The 23,060-nt window shown below is 45.7% G+C and carries 21 protein-coding genes, 1 tRNA gene and 1 pseudogene; 5 read left to right on the plus strand and 18 right to left on the minus strand.

Translation table 11 applies throughout. From position 1 onward, the window contains the following. Window positions 1-938 precede the first annotated feature (938 nt). Complete coding sequence (locus Q1B11_RS12670; protein WP_299733179.1) at window positions 939-1,160, plus strand: hypothetical protein; 222 nt, start codon at window positions 939-941, stop codon at window positions 1,158-1,160. A 15-nt stretch (window positions 1,161-1,175) separates the two neighbouring features. On the opposite strand, the gene Q1B11_RS12675 is transcribed toward Q1B11_RS12670, so the two are convergent. Continuing rightward, on the minus strand, window positions 1,176-2,069 hold the full coding sequence (locus tag Q1B11_RS12675; RefSeq protein WP_299733182.1) for a hypothetical protein: 894 nt from the start codon (window positions 2,067-2,069) through the stop codon (window positions 1,176-1,178). Beyond that, on the minus strand, window positions 2,066-3,001 hold the full coding sequence (locus tag Q1B11_RS12680) for a site-specific DNA-methyltransferase (RefSeq protein ID WP_299733185.1): 936 nt from the start codon (window positions 2,999-3,001) through the stop codon (window positions 2,066-2,068). Before Q1B11_RS12680 ends, Q1B11_RS12675 begins: the two co-directional genes overlap by 4 nt. Before the next feature lie 356 nt (window positions 3,002-3,357). On the opposite strand from Q1B11_RS12680, the gene Q1B11_RS12685 reads away from it, so the two are divergent. Next, on the plus strand, window positions 3,358-3,585 hold the full coding sequence (locus tag Q1B11_RS12685; RefSeq protein WP_299733188.1) for a hypothetical protein: 228 nt from the start codon (window positions 3,358-3,360) through the stop codon (window positions 3,583-3,585). 37 nt (window positions 3,586-3,622) lie between these two features. Here the strand turns inward: Q1B11_RS12685 and Q1B11_RS12690 are convergent, their stop codons facing one another. The 8 genes from Q1B11_RS12690 to Q1B11_RS12725 form a co-directional block, all read right to left on the minus strand. Beyond that, window positions 3,623-4,930 (minus strand): hypothetical protein, encoded by a 1,308-nt coding sequence (locus Q1B11_RS12690; protein ID WP_299733191.1) that lies wholly within the window; start codon window positions 4,928-4,930, stop codon window positions 3,623-3,625. A gap of 117 nt (window positions 4,931-5,047) precedes the next feature. Next, on the minus strand, window positions 5,048-6,352 hold the full coding sequence (locus tag Q1B11_RS12695; protein ID WP_299733194.1) for a zonular occludens toxin domain-containing protein: 1,305 nt from the start codon (window positions 6,350-6,352) through the stop codon (window positions 5,048-5,050). Window positions 6,353-6,481: 129 nt separating this feature from the next. Next, on the minus strand, window positions 6,482-6,799 hold the full coding sequence (locus tag Q1B11_RS12700; protein WP_299733197.1) for a DUF2523 family protein: 318 nt from the start codon (window positions 6,797-6,799) through the stop codon (window positions 6,482-6,484). Window positions 6,800-6,808: 9 nt separating this feature from the next. Next, complete coding sequence (locus Q1B11_RS12705; RefSeq protein ID WP_299733200.1) at window positions 6,809-8,239, minus strand: virulence factor TspB C-terminal domain-related protein; 1,431 nt, start codon at window positions 8,237-8,239, stop codon at window positions 6,809-6,811. A 73-nt stretch (window positions 8,240-8,312) separates the two neighbouring features. After that, window positions 8,313-8,516, minus strand: coding sequence for a major capsid protein (locus Q1B11_RS12710; protein WP_299733202.1), 204 nt, complete (start codon window positions 8,514-8,516; stop codon window positions 8,313-8,315). An 18-nt stretch (window positions 8,517-8,534) separates the two neighbouring features. Beyond that, window positions 8,535-8,747, minus strand: coding sequence for a hypothetical protein (locus Q1B11_RS12715; protein WP_299733204.1), 213 nt, complete (start codon window positions 8,745-8,747; stop codon window positions 8,535-8,537). Further along, window positions 8,747-9,037 carry a hypothetical protein gene (locus Q1B11_RS12720; protein ID WP_299733206.1) on the minus strand — a complete coding sequence of 97 codons (291 nt, stop codon included), beginning with the start codon at window positions 9,035-9,037 and terminating at the stop codon, window positions 8,747-8,749. Before Q1B11_RS12720 ends, Q1B11_RS12715 begins: the two co-directional genes overlap by 1 nt. A gap of 545 nt (window positions 9,038-9,582) precedes the next feature. Beyond that, on the minus strand, window positions 9,583-9,774 hold the full coding sequence (locus Q1B11_RS12725) for a helix-turn-helix domain-containing protein (RefSeq protein ID WP_299733208.1): 192 nt from the start codon (window positions 9,772-9,774) through the stop codon (window positions 9,583-9,585). A 395-nt stretch (window positions 9,775-10,169) separates the two neighbouring features. Here Q1B11_RS12725 and Q1B11_RS12730 point away from each other — a divergent pair, with 395 nt between their 5' ends. After that, entirely contained in the window at window positions 10,170-11,159 is a 990-nt protein-coding gene (locus tag Q1B11_RS12730; RefSeq protein WP_299733211.1) for a tyrosine-type recombinase/integrase, read from the plus strand. Between the two features lie 58 nt (window positions 11,160-11,217). Here the strand turns inward: Q1B11_RS12730 and Q1B11_RS12735 are convergent. From Q1B11_RS12735 to Q1B11_RS12760, 6 genes and pseudogenes are all read right to left on the minus strand, one after another. Further along, a tRNA-Ser gene (locus Q1B11_RS12735) sits at window positions 11,218-11,310 on the minus strand. Window positions 11,311-11,651: 341 nt separating this feature from the next. Next, window positions 11,652-11,816 (minus strand): annotated as a pseudogene (csrA, locus tag Q1B11_RS12740) (carbon storage regulator CsrA); the annotation flags it as partial. A gap of 397 nt (window positions 11,817-12,213) precedes the next feature. Next, window positions 12,214-13,449: an aspartate kinase gene (locus tag Q1B11_RS12745; protein ID WP_299733214.1), complete on the minus strand. Its 1,236-nt coding sequence runs from the start codon at window positions 13,447-13,449 to the stop codon at window positions 12,214-12,216. Between the two features lie 187 nt (window positions 13,450-13,636). Beyond that, complete coding sequence (gene alaS / locus Q1B11_RS12750) at window positions 13,637-16,258, minus strand: alanine--tRNA ligase (RefSeq protein ID WP_299733217.1); 2,622 nt, start codon at window positions 16,256-16,258, stop codon at window positions 13,637-13,639. A 114-nt stretch (window positions 16,259-16,372) separates the two neighbouring features. Next, window positions 16,373-18,541, minus strand: coding sequence for a bifunctional 23S rRNA (guanine(2069)-N(7))-methyltransferase RlmK/23S rRNA (guanine(2445)-N(2))-methyltransferase RlmL (rlmKL, locus tag Q1B11_RS12755; protein ID WP_299733220.1), 2,169 nt, complete (start codon window positions 18,539-18,541; stop codon window positions 16,373-16,375). Between the two features lie 168 nt (window positions 18,542-18,709). Next, complete coding sequence (locus Q1B11_RS12760) at window positions 18,710-19,093, minus strand: hypothetical protein (RefSeq protein WP_299733223.1); 384 nt, start codon at window positions 19,091-19,093, stop codon at window positions 18,710-18,712. A gap of 436 nt (window positions 19,094-19,529) precedes the next feature. Here Q1B11_RS12760 and rmf point away from each other — a divergent pair, with 436 nt between their 5' ends. Beyond that, window positions 19,530-19,757 carry a ribosome modulation factor gene (gene rmf / locus Q1B11_RS12765; protein ID WP_095210600.1) on the plus strand — a complete coding sequence of 76 codons (228 nt, stop codon included), beginning with the start codon at window positions 19,530-19,532 and terminating at the stop codon, window positions 19,755-19,757. An 81-nt stretch (window positions 19,758-19,838) separates the two neighbouring features. On the opposite strand, the gene Q1B11_RS12770 is transcribed toward rmf, so the two are convergent. Together Q1B11_RS12770 and Q1B11_RS12775 are read right to left on the minus strand one after the other, a co-directional pair. Continuing rightward, window positions 19,839-20,864, minus strand: a complete 1,026-nt coding sequence (locus tag Q1B11_RS12770; RefSeq protein WP_366139467.1) for a quinone-dependent dihydroorotate dehydrogenase — start codon at window positions 20,862-20,864, stop codon at window positions 19,839-19,841. 77 nt (window positions 20,865-20,941) lie between these two features. Continuing rightward, entirely contained in the window at window positions 20,942-22,288 is a 1,347-nt protein-coding gene (locus Q1B11_RS12775; RefSeq protein WP_299733226.1) for a cytosine permease, read from the minus strand. A gap of 431 nt (window positions 22,289-22,719) precedes the next feature. Here Q1B11_RS12775 and Q1B11_RS12780 point away from each other — a divergent pair, with 431 nt between their 5' ends. After that, the gene (locus Q1B11_RS12780) at window positions 22,720-23,052 is read left to right on the plus strand and encodes a YnfA family protein (protein WP_299733229.1); all 333 of its coding nucleotides are present in this window, start codon (window positions 22,720-22,722) and stop codon (window positions 23,050-23,052) included. Window positions 23,053-23,060 lie beyond the last annotated feature (8 nt).

Below are 23,060 nucleotides of genomic sequence, written 5' to 3' on the forward strand. Positions count from 1 at the left end.
AGCATCAGCGACGTTTCTTATTGTTTTTTGTCTGCAAACAAAAAAATCTATCAGAAATTGATCGCTGGTGCTTTTTTCTTCAAATCAGTTCATTTTTACCCACAGATATCCCTGAAGAGCCCCTTTGATTGGGTCAAAATATCTGCCAAGCAATCAGTGGGAATTATTGGGTGGTCGTTATTGCAGTATTCAGGGTAAGCTGGCGGCTCAGCTGAAGCTCCGAAACCGTCAGAACAATCGCATCTATACCTTCTACCAATCTTGCTGCCAGAACCTATGGCTAGCTTGAAACGACACGAAAGTTATGTAGATGGCATCAGAGTTTCTCTATGGCAGGAAAATAATCTACTCCTCGGACTTGCCGGGCAGCCCGATCTTTAAGCTTTTTTGTAGCCTTTGATGTATGACCTCTGGTCTGCGCAAAATAATAAAACATATTGCATTCTGCTTATATCAAGCAGGACGCCAGTTTTTTTGTAGAATCAATCAATGATCCACCTGCAGTCTCTTCACCCTAAAACCAGCAGTTGACTGCTTGAGTTTCTCTGCAGCCCACAGAACTAAAAGCGTTACGCGGAATTTTCTATTCACCTTTTGGGTGACTCGCTATAACGCTCTGCGGTTTTGAGAGACTCCATTCGCTAAGGGAAGCGTAACAAACAGTACTGCCAATTTGTTGCAAAACACAAGAGGGTACTTGAGCATACCCAATCAATTTTTCTCTATTAACCTGACAGAACAGCAAGTCTAGCAAAGCTTAAGCTATCGAACTTTCTGAAACAGATTTTCTGAAAAAACATCTTCGGTCATTAAGACGACTATAAAGTACGGCAAATTCAACTAAGAACATTTAAACAGCACAGTCAGACTGAATCCATTAAGCAATATGGAAGCTTTTTGGATACATCAATAATTCGTAACGATTCAGGAGGAGTACAGTGGAGATAAATCAAGGATTTAGAAGGGATAATGGCGGTGAGGGAGGGATTCGAATCCTTACACCGCCAGAGCAATATAATGTAAATCAATGGGTTACACAAGTAGCTATATACAAAAAGTGTCCAAGCTGGTTGCTAAAAGTGGTTTTTGGTCAATTTGGTGGACACTTTTTGGACACCTTGAAACTCATTTTCTCTCAACACAAATGGATGCTAACTTAAGACCCACGATCAAGTTTATTTAACAAAGTCCCACATATCTGTGAACAGGAAGTGATCAAATGTTTTGATATGATCCTTCAAAATAGGTTCGATCTGCATATTTGGCCTAATATCGCAGTAATATACGCCATCCAGTGGATTAAGCTTTACTGTATAACCTTTGAAATGCCCCGGTAAAAAGGTCGCGCTGACCCCATACTTTCCTTCTTTACCTTTTCTCTGCACATCATTCAAGAAAATGGCAAAATGTGGCGTAGCCTTTTCTGTCAACCTGTTATACAAAAATTTATCAACGAAAACTTTATCGAGTCTATCCTTACTAGACGTTTTTACAGAGCCTATAGCCTTGATTTCATCCATTTTTTTGACAATCAAGTCATGCTGATATTTCATTTCGAAGGCTGTTTTTCCGTCAACTTCAACGGGTATGTGAATCGTTCCTTCCGACACATCAAGACCAGACTTCTCAATTATCAGCCTAACGAATCTTTCAAATAAGTCCCCGTTGATCTTCCTTGCAGTATTGGACTTATTCGCTGGTAACGCATCTAAACATGCCCCAATGGACTGCTGTGCAGTATAGATAACCCTATTTATTAAATCACGATTTTTAGCAGTATCAGAACTCTTATCGCGTATGTTTACCAATAACACAGTGAAGCCTTTCGAAACCTCTTCGAACTCTTCTAGTGAGTAAAGTAAGTTCGAGTTAATTGGACGAGTGACGTTGTATGTACCATCTTTCTTGTACTGGAAAAACCGATAATGATTTTCATTTCTAGAAACTATTACAGCCTGAAGATTGCTCTTGATGAAAGAAAGGTACTTTTTTGAAAACGTTAAATAATCCTCTACCTTGAGAAAATTATCTTTATTCAGGGCATAAGCGACGAGAGCTTCAAGTTTCATCTGATGGAATTCCTTCTTTTGTCATTTTCCCTATCAAACTTGATCCATTCATCCTTGGTTCTCCTGACAACATTTTCTAGCCTTTCTATAGCCCAACAATTGTAATCATGATTAATTTCGCAACCAGACCATCGGCGTCCTAACTGCTCTGCCACAACAACAGTCGTTCCAGAACCAGAAAATGGGTCTATAACTAAGTCTCCTGGCTTAGAAGATGCCAAAATAAACTTCCTGACAAGTTCTTCTGGCTTCTGAGTAGGATGCTTAGTTTTCTCTCCCATTCCATTACAAGTAGTAGGTACTTCTAGGACATCTCTTGGTTTGGCTCCCATTGGGTGAGGTGTCCACACATCTTTCCTTTTGCCACCATTCCCATACTGACTGCTTTCAGCTTGTGGATGAGAAGGGTATTTCAGTGTATGACCACTGTAAGGAATTCTTACATCATCTACGTAAAAGTTCTGTTTTTTACCTTTTCTCAGATGAAGGATGCTTTCATGAGAGCGACCCCAATCATTACCTAGATTAGCTTTATTTTTATAATGCCATACAAGCCAACGACAACCTTGGAAATATTTCATTGAAGGGTGCTTTATGTCAGCCAAAATCTCAGAGAAACCACATACATATAGGGTTCCTTCTTTTTTCAGAACCCTATGAGCCTCTGAGATCCACTGCATAGACCAATCAATATATTTTTCCTGTGATTCAAACTTATCCCAGTCAGCTTTTTTGATATTATAGGGAGGGTCAGCAAAAATAAGGTCTACCGACTCAGGCTCCAAGCTTTTTAACCATTCAATGGAGTCGCCCTCAAAAAGCATACCATTGAAGTGTTCATACACAGGTGAAAAAGGAGACTCACCTACACTGTCGAATACTCTTCCATGCACCTCTTCAGAAAAGAGTTCATCTTGTTTTTCAGGACTCAACTTTCACTCCACTAAATCATATCTATAACTCATACAGAGATTCTACACCCAGCTGAAATTTTTACCTACATCTACAACTTCTACTCATTACGGGAATAACGTGACAATGGTTGCCCATGTATCAGCAAGCTTAACGTTTACTCCTCTATCTTGACACATTTGCACGATCATCTTGTTTTGATCAATAGTGCCTGATATTCAAGTACCTTCCCCCCTCTTTTACTGAATTCATATAATTCTGAACGACATCAGCCTTACTCAAAAAAATCTGTTGCCACTGAAGGACAAAACATTTTTTTGACACACCCTCTCGCCGTTCCTGAACAAATTACATTCAAAAAGAGAGGTAAAACATCATGAAAACACTCACTAACTCAATGCTTTGCACCTTGATCCATCTGACCAAGAATCAGCTTGAAGCCAAGCGTCATGAAGTTTCTGAACTGAGCCAGTACACCACCAAGGTGATCCGCGAGAGCTACAATTCCGAAGTTGACGAACTGGTAGCCATTCTGGAAATTCTGACCGACGTTCTCAAACTTCAGGAGCCTGCTGAGCAACCTACTCGCTCCACTAAGAAATAACAGATAGGGGGTTTACCCCCTTTCTGTTTTTTTATCTTTATACGCTGTAACCCATCAGTATTCGCTCCTGATAGGACTCACGGAGCCGTTCTATCAGTTGGTGCTCTGTCGTATTGTTTTTCTCATAGTGCTCAGTAATATCTGTCCATATGATACTCCCCTGAATTTCTTGGAGTACCCGCTTGAACTTCAGCCCTTTTCTGGCACAAGCAGACAGCAGGTTGCCTATGTAAAGCTGATAATTCTTACCAGTGAACGATGTCGCTTTTTTGTAGTATCGCTTGTAGTGCAGGTTATCTTTGTAGGCAGATTCAGGATATTTGAAGACGATATCTTCAAGCAGGATTGTCCAGATCGAATCGAGATAATTGCTGTTGTAATTGAGTCTGAAGGATTTCAGACCGTAGAGCCAGAGTGCTTGTATATGCTTGATCACCTGAGAATACGTGTGCATTTTGACACCGATTTCACCGGTTTCTTTATTGCAGGTTCCTAAGGCAAATTGTTGTATTACCGAGTGGTGAAACCGTACTTCAAAGCGGAATACATCTGACTCGGGATCATAGCCACTAGAACCGTCATCGAGCTTGGTGCTCTCCTGCCATTTGTGTTCCATGTAGTCGAATTTATCAATGCTCTGAGCCTGTATGGTTTTGTTATAGATCGCCATTTGCACCGCACCCGCAGAGCCAAATTTAAACGACTGTGAACGATCATAAACGCATGACACATCAGAGACAGTAAACTCGGCTTTATCAATCCCATAGAAGTTGGAAACCCTTCGAGATTTACAGGTCATGCGCTCTGACAAATCGTTTTCCGGTTTCCAGCCTTGTACGTCTACCGCCAGATGAATAGCGGGGTAATGGGGTTCAGCACACCTCAGTACCTTCTTGGCAATATTCGCCAGGAACTGATCAACCTTCTTCGGTGATCGGTTGTCCAGGAACCAAGGAGAACATTCAATTTTTAGGTGAGAACCGATAGATTCCGCCTTAGAGTGGAACATTTTGCAGAAGATGATGATACCCAACTGATTGTTCTGGAGCCGGTACTGATAACCCGAGGCTTTACCACTCTTGCCCAATATCCAGTCATGGCCGACAAACCGAAAGGTTTTCTCCCCAAAACTCAGCGAATCCTCAATATCCGTCAGGAAATCCAGGTTCATCGCTCCTTTAAACAGTTGTCGTAAGGTATCCACATAGGTTCCGACAATCTGGAAGTTATCCAGATAGAGGTCCTGCACTTTCCCGAATTTCGGGTGAACAAACAGAAGTCCCTTATCTGTTTGATTTGTGGTGGAGCCATCCTCTGAAGGCTCATAACGATTTAAATGTTTCATAATAAGATTCCTTCTTATAACTTTTCGATTTTCACTACCCTTTTTTAATGACGTGCTACAGGAACGTCCGCCTGTGCGGGCTGCCGCTGCGCGTTGCAGCCTCGCTCAGTGCAAAGCTCAGAGTCCGTCATAATGTTCAACCTCTCTTTTCTGGCTGCGGCGACTGTTTCGGTCGTGTCGTTTATCCGAGAGTGTTTCGTCAAAGTAGCCATTGCGGACAATGGCCTTGCACAGGTAGTCCGGTACTTCCATGCGGGTGATCCGTTGGGAGTAACAGATACAGACTTCCTGTGGCGTTTCCTCCCGCCACAACACACAGTTTTGTGGCTTCGGAAAGGAACGGGGCTTGGTCAGGTGATCGTAGACGGGAGCCGTATGTTTCAGGCCGGTGACTCTCGGCTTGCGGCGTTCCAGATACTGTTCGCGGCTTTGTGGTTGCGTGTCAGCAACTGGCAGCAGGGTGGCTGATGGTTCCGGTGCATTGGCGGCTTCGCCGTGTTGATCAGTGGTGAGGGTGGATAACACAAAGTACAGTGCAAAGCCGATAGCACCGAGCAGGATCGGAATCAGCCAGACGACAGGCGGCACACTTAATTTATGGGTATGCTCAAACGCTGAGAAGTAGACGCCAAAGTACCGCTTCGGCTTGCCGGTGACGGTTTTTCGCCCTTCCTTTTTGGCAAAGTGATCATCAGGATCAACGCACTTGTCCCACGTGTAACGAGTGACTTTCGATGATCCCCAGAAATTGAAATAGTGGGTATGGTGTCCGCACAGCCTTCTCAGGTGAACATCGAGAAAATTGGGATGCTGAGTAATCAGGATGACGTCGAAGCTGTCATGGCGATGCTTTTCAAAACGTGAGGCATATAAAGGTACTTTGTCTTTTCCTGAGCGCACCGGAAAGAATTCCTGGGCTTCATCAATCACCAGCACCGAATGGCCTTGCAGGTCATACCATTTGTGTGGATCAGGAAAGTGCGTCCAGTGCAGGTTCAGGTGCTCAAAATCCTTGAAGGTAAGTTCCACACCTTCAGGCGCGCTCTTTTCAATGTGCGATACCTTCTGCACTTGCGACGCTGGATAGCAGGCTTTGACCCACTTCAGCCATTGCCTCAGTGGATCGTGCTGCTTGAATACCTGTTCCAGAAACGGTGCATCAGTCAGTTCGACAAAGCGTTTTTCTTCATGGATGGGTTGAATCATCGGATCAATGACAGACCGCTGATTTTTTGTCAGTGATGGAAGATAACAGTCGTAGAAAAACGCCTGAAAGGTTTGGCACTGCTGATAATCCAGCAGGTTCAGTTTGATGTTGTTATAGAATTTCGGACGATTGGCATACTTCTTATCGGTGCAGACTGTTTTGAAGCAGTTCAGGCTTTTGCTGGCACCCGGCCTTCCGGTAATGAAATGAAGCATGACATTCTTCCTTTTTCTCCTTTGGTTATTCTTTTGGGTTGTTCGTTTGGGGTTCCGCAGGAAACCAAGTTCTTTTTGTCAAAAGAACATCGTTTCCAGCGGCTGATGAACACCATGAACAACCGTTATTCAGGACGTGCCACCAAAGCCTTTCCAGAAGGAAACGCTTTGTTTAGGCCGTCCGTTAAAGTAGCTAATGCCTTTCACCACCATGATTACCGTGATAAACGACAATGCGATGTTGATGGCATTCGGGATGCCCATAAGGGAGATCATCTGGAACATGGCGACAGGCATTCCATCGAAGTTGGCCTGTATCTGTTCGCCCAGATAATCCACCATCAGATCAAGACCAAAGTACGTCACCACGCCCACTCCCAGCCCACGCAGCAATAGCCATGCGAGGGGAACGATAGTAGTAACGATGAACGTGAGTATGTAGCCCATGCTGATCTCCTATCCGTTACCAAGTGATTTTGCCAAGATGACCGACATAGAAAACCATGTGGTCAGTTGGATGAACCACGATATATAAGAGGCAAGATCACACAGTGGGGTGAGTACAAATTCATGTTCTGTTCCCAGTAGTGTGAAGGTTGCAGAGTCAGGACATTGGCTGTCAGAAGAAACGTATTCTTCCGTATCCAGAAAATCATCCACGTGAATTTCCAAAGTGTCCCCAGGGAGTGTTCCCAATGGCGACATTTGATCATTTCCACTGATGATGGAATTGATATCACCTTCATTAAACTCAGACAGGCATAGCTGTTTCTTTTGCATACGAGCGATGGCGCACTGGATCGCATCACCGGTACACGACACTTCTTTATCGCAGCCCAAACCTGCAATAGAAGACGATGGATTATCAGACTCCGCCTGTTTTTCTGCCTGTTGGCGAATACCGGTTTCTTTGACAATCTGTTTTACTGATTGCGCCTCAGGAGAGTTTTCGGTGAGATCCTGTTGATCTAGAATATCGTCATGGGTTTGACCATTGGCGTTACCGCCATTGATAGGGTGATCCACTGAATCTGGATCAACCTTATCTCCTTCTGGATAAGTGCAAAGGTATTCACCGTTGACATATTGGCAGTTGCTAAAGGCATTTTTCTCGAAGCAAACCACTTCACCGTTGAAGGTGCCACAATTGAGTTCATCTTGGTTGGTTGCTTCATCGAAGCAGACCGGATAACCATTCACGATCTTGCAGCTTTTATCCTCACTGATGCAGACTTGAACCCCCGGATCACTCCGGCAATCCAATTCTTCTTCATTGATTTCAGTGTATTCACTGACACCGGCAAGCTGAGAGGTTTCTTCATTGCCAGTACATACCTCTCCGGTTGGCAGATATTCATAGGCTATTGGAGCAAGGGCATTATCATAATCACGAAAGCCGCCCAGTGTTGTATATCCACATTGGTTGTAGCAGGCGGTCTGAGCGTTGGTTGAGCTAGTTATTGGTTTGATATCCAAGCATGGATTACTGCTTGCACAACCAAAGGTTTGATTATCGATTACATCACAGGCTTCATTTGCAGGGTCAGCGGCAGATCCTGCAAAATACACAATGAACTTCGATTGCGATAAGCCACTCTCATGGTAAATGTATTGGCAGCGGTATGACCCTGCTGTGAAGCTATCACTGGGGTATATTGATAAAACAGAACTTGAAGCTTTGTTGTACGAGATATTAATACAAACATCCAGAGGGCTTTTGCCTTGTTTACCTCCTTCAGCGAAAACATGCCAAACGCCAGCATGACTGAATGAACTGAGCAAGGCGATAAAAAACAGTAATAGCTGATAAGGTAATTTCATGGCCGCATCATCCAGACCGCTGCAAGGATGACCACCACATAGACCCAACCGTAATCTGGAACCCACATTGTTGTATCATCCATGAACGAGTAATAAGAACGGGAGATCGAAACCTCCCGCCAAACAGTCCAAGCAAGCATCAGCCGAAAATCGCGCCTTTAGCCCACTTGAACACTACTGCAAGTGCCGCAACGCCGATCAACGCAGTACCGATACCAGTAATGGCAGCCGATCCATCCGTCGAAATGGCAGTCGTAGCCGCTGATACATCAATCTCAGCAAAGGCACTGGATGCCATCACTGAAGTTGCCAGCAGGAGTGCAAGGTGTTTTAGCTTCTTCATGGCTAATCTCCTTGTTGGTTAACGTAATTGACGAAGTACCAGGGCAAAGATGAAGGCAATCACCAACACCAGAATAGAAGCACCAAGTAGTGCATCCGCCTGATCTTTCGTCAGCCCAGTTGATGCAGGGGTTGCCCGCACCTCTTCCAGTGTGATGGTTGCGGAATTACCGGAGCAGGATATGCCACCGTCAGCATCCGTACTGAAACCATCACACAGAAGCAGTTGCATTATTTAACCGCCTTTTCCAACGCCGGTTTTTTAATGCCAAGAATCTTGATTGAGATTCGTTGTTTTGAACCAGACATCACCTTAGTTCGAAATTCGTACGGCTTTAAAGGTTGCAAGGTTTGAAAATCAACAAGCCTTTCGTAATCTGAACTGCAAATCATTAAATCCAAACCGTAGATGTTTGGATCATCATCTTCTGACATACCAGAAAGAAATACTTTCAGATAACGAGAACTTTCAAACTCTGTAACTTTGGCTCCCAGGAAGAGTGCCTTGATGGTGGTTTCCATTTTTTATTTTCTCCTTTTTTGGATCACCCATGATCAAGTAAATACACAGTTTTTAATTAGCGCAATAGGTTGAGAAAAATTTCCAATAACGACTTATAACCACTAAAAACCATTAAAATGATTTTTAATTTTTGCATTGGAGCCTTGCCGATGTGCTATCAATTTTTTTGTGGCGATGGGGAGAATCGCCAAAAAAAGTGAAGCACAACGGCATCCAATGCAATAATTAAAATTCATTGATTTGATTGAACGCTGTGATACTGAAAATCTTCAAACCAGACAGATTCTTTTGATTGAATGTAACGGGCATATTCAACCCATGACAGCGTATTACAGAATATATAGGGGAGTTCAGCCTGTTCTTTTAATGCTTCATCTACCTGTCTGGAAAGCCGTTCCAAGGTATCTTCAGTTTGTTTTCTCCGTCCTCTTTTCAAGAAGAAAAGCCATCCGTAAAGACAAGTAAATATCAGGTAAGAGACTGTATTTAATACTATAATTAGACTTCAAACATCTGTATCGACAATAGTAAAAAACAGTGACCGTTAGTCTTCATCAGACTCCAGACTGTCTCGCAATTTATCGACGTTAATCAACCGTCGTTTGCCGATTTTGTGCGAAGGTATTCTGTTGTCTTTTATCCAGCTTCTAACGGTTTCGGTTGAAACACCAACACGCTCCGCAAAAGCAGAAATGGACAGCATGAAGAAGTAGCCTTCAAATTTATCTTTAGTCATTTCTCAACACTCCCTGTTGAATGTGTTCGAGAATAGAAATACATAATTAATTTTTGAATTGCAACACCTGAAATTTAATTATTTTTTATCTTTACAGTCACAGAGGGTTATATATGGTCACAGCTGGTCATATATGGACAAAATAAATTTAACATATTGCTAGTTTTGTTTTATCAAAACTTAACTTTTGATTTACAAAAACACCTTTTTGTTTATTTTCTAACTATCAGAACACCAAAATGGTGCATAAAAATAAATCAGCCCCATTAATGACCATTAACAATTCATTACAACCAGAAACAACCAAATCAGTAATAGGCATCATTTTTTCACCACCTTCTAATTAACAAAATAGAAGTTAAGATGGTTTAAAAAATAAGAACCAAGGCAACATCATGGCAATCATTAAGAAAGACAATCAATGGAAAATTGATTTCCGAATCGGCAGCAAGCGATACCGTCATACCGCCAAAACCAAATTGGAGTGTATTCAGTATCGAGACAAGTGCCTCTCTGAAAAAGAGAAAGAAGCACCGGAGAAAGATGACCGCACCCTGCGAGAGTTGATTGATATCTGGTACGAGGCCAGAGGCATCGAACTGGCAGACAATGAAAGGACACTGAAGAACCTGATCCGTATATGTGAGTCATTGGGCAACCCAGTCGCTAAAGAAGTCACCAGTAGAGATTGGCACAGGTACAAGAAGCAAAAGCGAGAAGAAGGCATTGGAGACAAGACGCTCAATAATATGCTGGGCTATATCAATGCCGTTTATAACTTCCTGAGCCGGAATGCCATTATTGGCTACTGCAATCCCTTTCAGCCAGTGGATAAAATCCGTATACATGAAAAAGAGCTTATCTTCCTGAGCAATGATGAAATCCAATTACTATTTGAAGACATCAGGAAGAACTGTAAAAGCCGCCATGTGATGATCATCACCAAGATTTGTCTTTCTACCGGTGCTCGCTGGGGAGAGATCGAGAGCCGCAAAGATCACCACTTTAAGAACAATCAGGTTTACCTAACTTACACCAAATCCAAAAAGAACCGGATCATTCCATTAGATGAAGATTTGTTTCAGGAAGTGAAGCAGCACATCAGGGACAAAGGAGAGTTCACCAACTGCCAGGAATCTTTCAGAAGGGCTTTACTGCGTTCAGGGGTAAGAACCGTCAGAGGACAAGCCAGCCACGTTTTACGCCATACCTTTGCCAGCCACTTTATGATGAATGGCGGAAACATACGGGTACTGCAAAGCATCCTCGGTCATTCAGACATTAAGATGACCATGAAGTACGCCAAATTCAGCAAAGAACACTTAAACGACGCTGTTAGACTAAATCCATTAAGTAAAATGGACACTTCTTGGACACATCAGTAATTTGGGACTTTTGATCGAAAGCAAATAGAAAGGAAATCAATAACTTAGAAGGGATATATGGCGGTGAGGGAGGGATTCGAACCCTCGATACGGCTACAAACCGTATACTCCCTTAGCAGGGGAGCGCCTTCAGCCTCTCGGCCACCTCACCGGGAACGAGAGCTATGTTACCTTGAACACCTTGAAATGCAAGTGTTTTTTGATCAATAAAACCGCTTCTGACTTAGCATCAGAGGATAAAAAATCTATTGATTCCAGTTCTCATAAAACCACACGAGAACCTAAGTAAAGCAAATGCTTGGAGGGACATAACCAAACGAGAACCCAACAATAGAGGCTCTCGTTTCAGTCATGATACTGGAAAGATTTCTGAAAGCTTAATAAGCGACGACGGAAGGATAATCAGTAGGATTCGTAAGACTCAGATTCAGATTCGTAGCCAGACTCATAGTCACCTTCTTCGTAACTTTGACTGCCACCTTTCTTATACTCTTTCTCTTTCTGAATTCTCTGGTAAATCTCTTCACGATGCACAGCAACTTCTTTTGGTGCGTTAACACCAATACGTACCTGATTGCCCTTAACACCCAGAACGGTGACAGTGACCTCGTCCCCGACCATTAAGGTCTCTCCTACGCGGCGAGTCAGAATCAGCATTACAATCTCCTTATTTACATCTCTGTTAAGTCAACAACCGTCAATTCTGAGCACGCTGGTGCATTGTTTTGGAATGCTGATGAAAAACAGGCTTTAAAAAACAAGTCTCTCAGGTGCGAATATACGACACCAACCCCAGTACAGACATATCAAATTCATAAACCGACGAAGCCAGTTTGAAGATATGAAGTATATGTCAGCTCAACCGTTCATGCTTAAGAATTATTCAGCTAACCCAGTCTAGTCGTCAAACTACAGATTTCCATTCGTATTTTTACCTTATGGAAACCCGGTCACAACCTATAACTAAGCCTCAGGCAGTAACCAGTAGCTGATAACTGCCTGAACCAAATCCTCCGCCCGAAGACATCAGACCTAGCGCACTTACTACTTAGACCTACTTATCTTCAATAGGTTCCCTATCCAGTTCAAAAGCAGAGTGAAGCGCACGCACCGCCAGCTCCAGGTACTTCTCAGCGATGATGACCGACACTTTGATTTCCGATGTGGAAATGATCTGAATATTGATACCTTCAGCAGCCAGTGCTTCAAACATCTGGGAAGCCACACCGGCATGAGAGCGCATACCTACGCCAACAATGGAGACTTTGGCAATCTTCATATCACCATCGTATTCACGGGCTTCCAGCTCTTTAACGATCTGCTCAACCACCTCAATGGTGCGATCGTAGTCATTACGATGCACGGTGAAGGTGAAATCCGTGGTTTTATCATCCGATACGTTCTGGACGATCATATCCACTTCAATATTGGCCCGACTGATCGGTCCAAGAATCCGGGAGGCTACTCCGGGAATATCCGGTACACCCTTAATCGTTAGCTTGGCTTCATCTCGATTGAATGCAATGCCGGATACGACCGGTGATTCCATGTTGCAACCCTCATCCAGTGTTATTAGTGTTCCAGGGCCATCCTGGAATGTATGGAGAACTCTCAGGTTAACATTGTATTTGCCAGCAAATTCCACCGCCCTGATCTGCAGGACTTTGGAGCCAAGGCTGGCCATTTCAAGCATTTCTTCAAACGTAATTTGATCCAGACGACGGGCACCTTCAACCACTCTCGGGTCGGTGGTGTAAACACCATCCACATCGGTATAGATCTGGCATTCATTCGCCTCAAGGGCTGCAGCAAGAGCAACCGCTGTCGTGTCAGAGCCGCCACGCCCAAGAGTTGTGATGTTGCCCTCTTCGTCCCGCCCTTGAAAACCAGCAACCACCACAACGCGACCCAGTTCCAGATCTTTGCGGATATTGTCGGTTTCAATGCGTTGGATACGAGCTTTGTTATGAACGGAGTCCGTGACGATCGCCACCTGACTGCCGGTATAAGAAGTGGCCGGGCATCCACGCTCATTCAGCGCCATGCTCAGCAAACCAATGGTGACCTGTTCGCCCGTAGACAGAATGACATCCATTTCTCTGGGCGTCGGCTGAGCCTGCATGCTGTGAGCCAGCTCCACCAGCCGGTTAGTCTCGCCACTCATGGCAGACACCACCACGACAATGTCGTGCCCCTGCTCACGAAAACCCTTAACCTTGTCAGCAACGCCTTGAATGCGTTCAACTGTGCCAACGGATGTTCCGCCAAATTTCTGTACTATAAGCGCCATTTTATTCGTTCTACTTCAATCAGCCATGACCAGAATTTCACTTGAATGACGGCAGAATGTACCACGAAATCATCAGCCGTTGTATGCCCTGAAGCAAGAAAAACGGGGTGCTCCCGAAAAAGCGCCCCCGCTTTTGAGCATTATTTACCAAACCTGTCAGTATTACTGACACAATGGCAAGCAGTACTTACAGTTTTTCTTCCAGCCACCCGGTAATAGAAGCGAGAGCTTTGCCGAGGTTTTCTGGCTGTGAGCCACCACCCTGAGCAAAGTCAGGACGGCCACCGCCTTTACCACCCAGCTGCTCAGCAACCATCTTCAACAGATCGCCCGCTTTTACATTGCCAGTCAGGTCTTTGGTAACACCAGCAGCCAGAGGCACTTTGCCATCCGCCTTCGTCGCCAGGAAGACAACACCGGAACCCAGTTTGTTTTTCAGCTGATCCACCATATCTCTGAGGGATTTTGGATCGATACCTTCCAGCTCTGTCGCCAGCAGTTTAACGCCTTTAACATCGACAGCCTGAGACACCAGATCCGCACTGCCAGCACTGGCCAGTTTCTGCTTCAGCTGCTGCATCTCTTTTTCGAGACTTCGGCTCTGTTCAACCAGCGCCTGAAGTTTGGATTCCAACGTTTCAGGCTTGGCTTTCAGCGTACGACAAGCGTTGCTCAAATCAGCAAAACGCGCCTGTACAAACACTTCAGCACCGCCACCTGTCACTGCCTCAATTCGGCGCACACCGGCAGCAATGCCACTTTCTGCCACAATGCGGAAAGAACCGATATCACCAGTCCGGTTAGCGTGAATACCACCGCAAAGCTCCACAGAAAAACCATCAGCGCCCATGGTGAGAACACGCACTTCATCGGTATATTTTTCACCAAACAGTGCCATGGCACCTTTGGCAATGGCCGCATCCATATCCATCAGTTCGGTTTGAACCGGTGTATTGGCGCGAATCTGCTCGTTAACGATGCTTTCGATTTCTTTCAGCTCTTCAGGTTTAACCGATTCCAGATGAGAGAAGTCAAAACGCAGACGCTCAGGATCAACCAATGAGCCTTTCTGAGTCACATGTTCACCGAGTACTTGACGCAGTGCAGCGTGTAGCAGGTGTGTTGCCGAGTGATTCAAAGACGTCGCATGACGCTTGTCTGCATCAATACTGGCAGAGACTTCTTCACCTACTTTCAGCTCACCAGACACCACTTCCACTTGATGCAAGTGATGACCGCCCTGCTTCTGGGTATCAACAACCCGCAAAGAGCCAGTAGCAAAATTCAGTAATCCAGTGTCGCCTACCTGTCCGCCGGACTCGCCATAAAACGGTGTTTGTTCTAAAACAACCGTCGCCTGCTGACCTTCACTAATCAACTCAACTGGCTTGCCTTCTACAAACAATGCATGAACTTTGGCTTGCCCAGCTGTATTTTCATAACCGGTGAACTCGGTAGCGCCTTCAATGACTAATTGATCATTGTAGTTTGCACCAAACTTGCTGGAGGCGCGGGCACGCTCACGCTGAGTTTCCAGGGCTGTTTCAAAACCTTCGATATCCACTTTGAGATCCCGCTCACGGGCAATATCTTCCGTGAGGTCAACAGGGAATCCATAAGTGTCGTACAGGGTGAATACTGTCTCACCGGAAATCACATCACCGTTCATTGAGGCAATGCTTTCTTCCAGCAGTTTCATCCCTTTATCCAGAGTGCGGGTGAACTGCTCTTCTTCCTGCAGCAGCACTTTCTCAATCTGAGACTGATTTTTTGCCAAGTCGGGATAGGCTTCGCCCATGGTTTTCACCAGTGAGGTTACCAACTTATAGAAGAAGGAATCGTTCGCGCCCAGCTTATGACCATGACGGCAAGCACGACGAATTATACGACGCAGGGTATAACCACGACCTTCATTGGAAGGCATGACACCATCACTGATCAGGAAACTGCAGGACCGGATATGGTCTGCAATCACACGCAGAGAAGCTTCTGTCGTAGCAACGCCACCTAATACTTCGGAAGCGTCGTTCAACAGAGATTGAAACAAATCTATCTCATAGTTGCTGTTCACGTGCTGCATCACCGCAGCAATTCGCTCCAGCCCCATGCCGGTATCAACGGACGGCTTGGGCAGCGGCAGCATTTCACCGTCGGCCTGACGGTTATACTGCATAAATACAATATTCCAGATCTCGATAAAACGATCACCGTCTTCTTCCGGTGTGCCCGGACGGCCACCCCAGATATGATCACCATGATCAAAGAAAATCTCGGAACAAGGACCACAAGGCCCGGTGTCGCCCATCTGCCAGAAGTTATCGGATGCGTATGGTGCGCCTTTGTTGTCACCAATGCGGATAATGTCGTCTGCTGCAATACCGATGTCGTTCAACCAGATATCGTAAGCTTCATTGTCAGATTCATAAATCGTGACGCACAAACGCTCTTTTGGCAGACCAAGGGTGCCCGTCAGAAAATTCCAGGCAAAATGAATGGCGTCTTTTTTAAAGTAATCACCAAAACTGAAGTTACCCAGCATCTCAAAGAAGGTGTGATGGCGCGCGGTGTAACCAACGTTATCCAGATCGTTATGCTTGCCACCGGCACGAACGCACTTCTGGGAAGTGGTGGCACGTTTGTAATCCCGCTGCTCACGGCCCAGGAAAGTATCTTTGAACTGGTTCATCCCGGCATTGGTAAACAACAACGTCGGGTCGTCATGGGGCACCAGAGAGCTACTGGCAACCACTTCATGGCCATTTTCCCTGAAGTATTCAAGAAATGCTGAACGTATTTCGCTTGTCTTCATATAAAGTTCCCGCCGGGGAAGCGTCTTATCAATTGGCAAAACGGGGATTATATAGGATTCCCCATAAAAAATGAGCCATTGCCAGAAGCAATGACTCATTTTTCTTGTGAAATATTATTTTTGTGTTATCCGCCAGCAGCGGTGAATATCCTGTCGGCGCTGAAAATCTCTGTCGATGGTAGAGGTCGAGATATCTTCAACCTTAAACTGCACCTTCAACTCGTCGGCAAACTCAAATCGGCGGAAGTTGTTGGAAAAATACAACACACCACCGGGTTTCAGCCTTGCCATCGCCAGCTGAATCAGTTTGACATGGGCTTCCTGCACATCGAACACATCTCGCATTTTCTTTGAGTTAGAAAACGTCGGTGGGTCCATGAAAATCAAATCATAGAACCGGGAATCCTGCTTCAGCCACTCTTGGCAATCAGACTGCTCAAAGCGGTTTTTACGATCCACCAGACCATTGACCGCCATGTTCTTCCGCGCCCAACCCAAGTAGGTGTTCGACAGATCAACACTGGTGGTACTGGTTGCACCGCCCACCGCTGCGTGGATGGACGCCGTGCCGGTGTAACAGAACAGGTTCAGAAAATCCTTCCCTTTTGCCTCCTCCGCGATACGCAGACGCATTTTGCGGTGATCCAGAAACAGGCCGGTATCCAGATAATCTTTCAAGTTCACCAATAAACGACACTGACCTTCCTGCACTTCCAGCATATCGCCGGATTGCTCCAGTTTTTCATACTGTTTTTTACCAGATTGACGTTCACGGCGCTTAAACACAACATGATTTTCAGGAATCCCCAGCACGCCGGGAATCACTTCCAGCGCTTCCAACAAACGTTGATGAGCTTTGTCCTCATCAATACTTTTCGGTGCGGCGTATTCCTGCACATGCACCCAGTCACGATACACGTCCACGGCTACCGCGTACTCCGGCATATCCGCATCGTACAGGCGGTAACATTGGATATTTTCTTTCTTGAGCCACTTACCCAGTAACCGAAGGTTCTTCTTTAGTCGGTTGGCGAACATTTCTCCGCCGGGGGTGCTCGCTTTGAATTCCGGCTTATGTTGAGCCATGTTGGTAGACGCTGCGCCCGATGGTTCCGCCTGACGCTCACGAACATCATACAGATAGAGTTTGCAGGACAGAGCACCATTAAAGAGGGTGTAGTTTTTCCGTGGCCCCATTCCCAAACTGCGAATCAAGGCTTGAGAAGACGTAAAAATCGCTGCCTGCCAACCCGGGGTTTCCTGCTTAATCTTCTCACCCAGTCGTTTATAGAGATAAACCAGACTGGCTTCGTCGCCCATTCGTTCACCGTAAGGCGGGTTCGCAATCAACAGACCAGGCGTTAATGATGGCTCAACTTTCAGACTGCCAAGCTCCTGCTGGCTGACAGAAATTAATTTGGCAAGACCGGCACGCTGAATGTTTGATCTTGCACGCCCGACAATTCTGGCAAGCCCTTCATAACCTTCAATCTTTACTTGCGATGCGGCAAGGCCTGCGTCTCTGCGAGTACGTGCTTCTTCCAAGACGCTCAGCCACGTTTTTGGTACGTGCCCCATCCATTTATCAAAGCCATAACGGGTACGGAGTAAGCCCGGCGCCACATCAGCCGCCATCATGGCGCCTTCTATAAGGAAGGTGCCGGAGCCACACATAGGATCAATCAGGGCGCCACCGGCTATGGCAATCTCCGGCCAGCCGGCTCGGAGCAACAAAGCGGCCGCCAGATTTTCTTTCAGTGGGGCTTCACCAGCTTCCAGACGATAACCACGTTCGTGCAGGCTCTGACCGGAAAGGTCGATTCCAACAAACGCGGTTTTACCGCGCGCATGTACGTTAATGCGAATATCTGGTTTGCTGCTAATGGAAGGACGCCAGCCGTGACGATCCCGTAATTGATCGACAATGGCATCTTTAACGTACTGAGAACCGAACTTGGTGTGATTGATATCCGGGGTTTCGCCGTTGAAATCCACGCGAAAACTGGAACCCTGATCCAAATGTTCATCCCATTCGAAGGATTGCACACCATCGTAGAGCTTATGTTTTGTGGAAGAATCCACTTCGCCCAAACGCAGAAGAATACGGCTGGCCAAGCGGGACCAGAGACAGGCTCGATAAGCCAGCTCTAAAGAGCCACCAAAGCTGACACCGGCAACGGTCTGGGTCACCTCACTGGCGCCCAGATCTTCAAGCTCCGTTGCCAGCAGGGATTCAACCCCTTTCGGGCAACTGGCAAATAATGTCAGCATGGATGTACTCATAACCGGTTTGTCCTGAATAACCGACCATCATCACCCTCAACGCAGCATTTATCCAATAAAGAAAAGAGGCTGTAAAACGGGGGAAGGTGTGAGTCGGGGGAAAAATCCGTCGATTCTATAAGATATCCAAGCTATGAAAAAGAAATCACCGGCGGAATTTAAAGATATTTACGGGCAAAGCTTCCCACGGCGAGCCGGTTTGATAATGGAATAAGTGTCATTAAGGCTACGGTGAACCGTGGCATGGAGCACTTCACCGTCACTGGCCGTAAATTCCAGCGCATAATTAGTGCCGTTGACCACTTGTGTTCTCACCTGATTAATACCCAGCAACTGCAAGTGTGTACTGAATTGCACCAATGCCATTTCAGTGGCTTTCCGCGCCTCTGGCGTCACTTTGGCCACCGACCAGCCGCCCGGAATGGATTCTGAACTGCAAACCGGATTGTTTGTGCCGCAAGATCGTTCTGTCGAGCATGCCGAAAGAAATAACACAGAAATGCCTAGCACTATCGAGAAAATGCCGGGCGAGAAAATACTGGATTTGCTCATCCTATTGACTCCTTCAGCCCTGCACCTGCTTGCGGCAAGGGCGTTTGATAAAACCACAGTCAATAAGACTAGTCGCCAAACATAATTTAACCAATTGAATTTAAAAGCGAATACTGACAACTGCTCCAGCACTAAACGTAAGTACCTGCTTATATCTATAAAAGCTAAAGAAGTGAGGTTTTAGCCCTAAAATCCTCTTAATTTTCCTGACAAAGACGCAACAAATGAACAAAACTTAGATTGTTGACTTCCTCTGGGTAAACATTGCACATCACTTACTTAACCATTCTTTTGCGGAAAGTTTGTTTTGTGTTAACGTTTTTGTGGCAAGTTTGTTACAACGCTTAGGGCTGTATCAGGGTTCTAGAGACAGAACCTTACCCCAGAGAGCCATGGAGGCCGTCAAAACCAAATCAGCAAGAGGCACTTAACCATGTTGAAAAGACACAAAAGGGATAAAGCCGATAGAGCCTTTAATAAGGGATACCAGATAGGACTTTCTGGTCGTTCCAGAGACATCTGCCCACACCAGGAACCGGAGCTTCGTCAATCCTGGCTCACTGGCTGGCGGGAAGGTCGCGTTGACAATTGGGATGGTAAAACGGGCATTTCCAGCCTGGAGCGAATGTATAACTTCACCCCCGCTTCTTCTGCAAACTTATAAGCAATAAATACCGTATTCATACCGCCAGAGCTCCTTTCGGAGCCTGGCCACTCATGCAAAAATCCCCTTTCAAAGAGCCCTTTACAAAGACTCAGCAGAATAAACCGCTTCCGCCGCTTCACGAATCAATTCCGGCCCTTTGTAAATAAACCCTGAATAGATCTGCACCAGGCTAGCACCCGCGTTGATCTTATCTGCCGCCGTACTCGCATCCATAATGCCACCCACACCAATAATGGGCAGTTTGCCGGACAACTCGCCAGCCAGTAACTTGATCACTTCTGTAGACTTCTGACTCAATGGCGCACCGCTCAGTCCACCCGCCTCTTCCGCATTCGGGAAACCGTTTACGGCTTCACGATCGAGCGTCGTATTGGTCGCGATCACACCGTCCAGCTCGTGAGCCATTAATTCTGCCGCTACTTCAACGATTTCGGCCTCACTCATATCCGGCGCAATTTTTACCGCCAAAGGCACATAACAACCAAATTCTTTAGCCAGCACTGCCTGTTCTTCTTTCAGAGCAGACAAAAGGCTTTTCAGTGCTTCGCCGTACTGGAGCTTTCTCAGGCCCGGGGTGTTTGGAGAAGAGAGGTTAACCGCGATATAGCCAGCGTGTGGATACACTTTGCGCAAGCAGGCCAGATAATCATTGTTGGCATCTTCCACTGCCGTTGTGAGATTTTTACCAATATTGATGCCAACCACACCCTTGTACTGACTCTTTCGAACGTTTGCGATCAGGTGATCAACACCGTGATTATTAAAACCCATTCGGTTAATCAGGGCTTCTTTCTCAGGAATTCGAAACATTCTCGGCTTTGGGTTGCCGGGTTGTCCGACCGGTGTCACAGTGCCCAACTCAATAAAACCGAAACCGAGGCTTCCCAGGCCATCCATCGCATCGCCGTTTTTATCCAGCCCTGCGGCCAGGCCTACCGGATTATCAAAAGTCAGCCCCATCACCTTTCTGGGTTTGGAAGGCACGCCTGGGGACAACAAACGGGTTACGCCTAACCGTTGCCCGGCGCCAATCATATCCATGGCAAAGTCATGGGCGGTTTCTGCAGACAGACAAAAGAGAGCACTGCGGGTCAATTTATACATAATCAGGAATCAGCCATTAACTCACCGGACAAAATTCTCGGGAGTATACACCTACCGCCCCAGCCTGTCTCAGGGAATCACGGATTTTTGCTTTGGCTTTGGCCGTGAAAATGGCACATAGACAACAGCAACGAGAGCACCATCAAAAACACCCCTGGCAACCAGCCCTCAGGAATGAAAAAGCCGACGATAAAAGAGATGGGGATCAACAAACAGGTAAAACGATTAAAACCATGAAAGTACCAGTAAATACCCTGCTCATCATACAGCGCTTGAACATCAACACGCTGGAATTGCAGAAAATACCAGGCCAATAAAGCGCCGGCAATAGGTGCGAACAAGGTTCCAATCGCGGCCATATGATCCACATAACCACTGATCAGCTCCGGTATGCAAGTTAATAAAGCTGCCACAATCGCAACTATCAACGTCGCTTTGGGCCGGCCAAGACCACTAAACATATTACAAAGACAAAGCCCGCCGGTATAAAGATTGATCACATTAATTGACCAGTTATCCAGAAAAATCACCGTCGCCATTAAAATAAGGATAAGCACGCCCGGATCCAATCTCGTCACGGTTTCGAAGGGGTTAATGCTTTGCAAACCACCAGCAATCACAGCATAAACCCCAAAAGATGAGGCAAGCACTGTTCCAACCAATGCGCCAGACAGTGATCCGACGATCAGCGCGCCAGCAGAACGGGTATATCGAGTAAAATCTGAGGCGTCCGTCATGATCGTGAAGAAGCTGGAAATCAGAGTGTTTATCCAAACCAGTGCCAGCGCCCAGTCCCAGAACAATCCATCCTTATGAATCACAACGGATGGGGAGGCGCCAGCGCCGCCTTCCGCCATAACAAAACCTATAAGAACAGCGAAAATGACCAATTTGGCCGGAAAGGATACGCCAGACAACCATTTCAGAGAGTCATACCCAACCACAGCCACCGCTCCCTGAAACAGGGCAAAGACAAGAGATATGGACCAAAGGGGTATAACGATCTCAAAGCAGTTTCTCAATATGGCTTCAATCGCAAGGGAACCTGCTGCTGTTTGAAACGCAAACCAGTAAATTGAACACAGCAACCTGAGAATTGATGTAATCCAGCGGGAACCTCGAATGCCAAACACCACCCGACAGACCACTTGCCCCGGAATACCGTATTTAACCCCGGCTAAAGAAAGCAGTAAAAACGGCATCATTCCCAACAATGTCGATAGTAAATGTATACCGACCACTGAAAAAAACGACAGTCCGGCCATCGCCATAACGCCAGAAGTGACAAGTGTGCCCGGATTAATAAAAAAATTACTGTAAATTTTAAATAGAGGCCATAAGCCGCCCACTTGTTTAACAATTGGAACAGGTTCCAGCCCAAGCTGCTCTTGAGACAGCACCTGTTTAATATTCAGGCTTTTCATATCTATCACTTATCCTCAACTTCACCAGAAGCCTCTGAAGAAGCCTGATTCAAAGTGATAAATTTAATACAATCAGGAAAAAAATCTAATTAAGCACCCGGCCATATGGAATCGAATATTTCTGGCTTGTTGATCAGGTTCTCTGCAAGGCGCAACGGCGGGAGCATAGCGAGATATGTGACCAGAGTTGCAACGCAGTCAGAGGGTCTGATCAATGAGTCAGAAAATATGATTTCATATGGTTGGGTACTTATCTTGAAGATATAAAAACAACATCGTTATTTTAAAAAATGAGAAACCGTGCTACAAAAATTAAGTTATCCTAAAGAATCAATAATAATTGGTTTCATATTCTTTCGTTGGAACTTTTAAACAAAACCATTTACTCATAACGAGGTGTTAAGTGGTTGTAATATAGCGAGGAAGCTCAATTGCCAGAAGTGAAAACGCTCGTATTATTCTTTATCACAGCCATCTCAGAAATAATGGGCTGTTACTTACCTTATCTCTGGTTAAAAGAAGATAAGTCAGTTTGGCTCCTGGTACCGGCGGCATTCTGTCTTGCTTTGTTTTCCTGGTTGTTGTCGTTACACCCAACGGCGGCGGGCAGAGTCTATGCTGCTTATGGTGGCGTTTATATTCTCGTGGCAATCATTTGGTTATGGTGCATTGACGGCATTCGCCCAACGATATGGGATATTGTCGGCGTATCCGTGTCACTGACAGGCATGGCAATCATCATGTTTGCCCCAAGAACCGCATAAAAATGGCC

The sequence above is a fragment of the uncultured Endozoicomonas sp. genome (assembly GCF_947495845.1).
Classification (GTDB): Bacteria; Pseudomonadota; Gammaproteobacteria; order Pseudomonadales; family Endozoicomonadaceae; genus Endozoicomonas.

Excerpts from the sequence above, each read along its gene's own strand:
- Q1B11_RS12675 (WP_299733182.1), bottom strand. The coding sequence starts at position 2,069 with ATGAAACTTGAAGCTCTCGTCGCTTATGCCCTGAATAAAGATAATTTT.
- Q1B11_RS12685 (WP_299733188.1), top strand. The coding sequence starts at position 3,358 with ATGAAAACACTCACTAACTCAATGCTTTGCACCTTGATCCATCTGACC.
- Q1B11_RS12690 (WP_299733191.1), bottom strand. The coding sequence starts at position 4,930 with ATGAAACATTTAAATCGTTATGAGCCTTCAGAGGATGGCTCCACCACA.
- Q1B11_RS12695 (WP_299733194.1), bottom strand. The coding sequence starts at position 6,352 with ATGCTTCATTTCATTACCGGAAGGCCGGGTGCCAGCAAAAGCCTGAAC.
- Q1B11_RS12700 (WP_299733197.1), bottom strand. The coding sequence starts at position 6,799 with ATGGGCTACATACTCACGTTCATCGTTACTACTATCGTTCCCCTCGCA.
- Q1B11_RS12710 (WP_299733202.1), bottom strand. The coding sequence starts at position 8,516 with ATGAAGAAGCTAAAACACCTTGCACTCCTGCTGGCAACTTCAGTGATG.
- Q1B11_RS12715 (WP_299733204.1), bottom strand. The coding sequence starts at position 8,747 with ATGCAACTGCTTCTGTGTGATGGTTTCAGTACGGATGCTGACGGTGGC.
- Q1B11_RS12720 (WP_299733206.1), bottom strand. The coding sequence starts at position 9,037 with ATGGAAACCACCATCAAGGCACTCTTCCTGGGAGCCAAAGTTACAGAG.
- Q1B11_RS12725 (WP_299733208.1), bottom strand. The coding sequence starts at position 9,774 with ATGACTAAAGATAAATTTGAAGGCTACTTCTTCATGCTGTCCATTTCT.
- Q1B11_RS12730 (WP_299733211.1), top strand. The coding sequence starts at position 10,170 with ATGGCAATCATTAAGAAAGACAATCAATGGAAAATTGATTTCCGAATC.
- Q1B11_RS12745 (WP_299733214.1), bottom strand. The coding sequence starts at position 13,449 with ATGGCGCTTATAGTACAGAAATTTGGCGGAACATCCGTTGGCACAGTT.
- alaS (WP_299733217.1), bottom strand. The coding sequence starts at position 16,258 with ATGAAGACAAGCGAAATACGTTCAGCATTTCTTGAATACTTCAGGGAA.
- rlmKL (WP_299733220.1), bottom strand. The coding sequence starts at position 18,541 with ATGAGTACATCCATGCTGACATTATTTGCCAGTTGCCCGAAAGGGGTT.
- Q1B11_RS12760 (WP_299733223.1), bottom strand. The coding sequence starts at position 19,093 with ATGAGCAAATCCAGTATTTTCTCGCCCGGCATTTTCTCGATAGTGCTA.
- Q1B11_RS12770 (WP_366139467.1), bottom strand. The coding sequence starts at position 20,864 with ATGTATAAATTGACCCGCAGTGCTCTCTTTTGTCTGTCTGCAGAAACC.
- Q1B11_RS12775 (WP_299733226.1), bottom strand. The coding sequence starts at position 22,288 with ATGAAAAGCCTGAATATTAAACAGGTGCTGTCTCAAGAGCAGCTTGGG.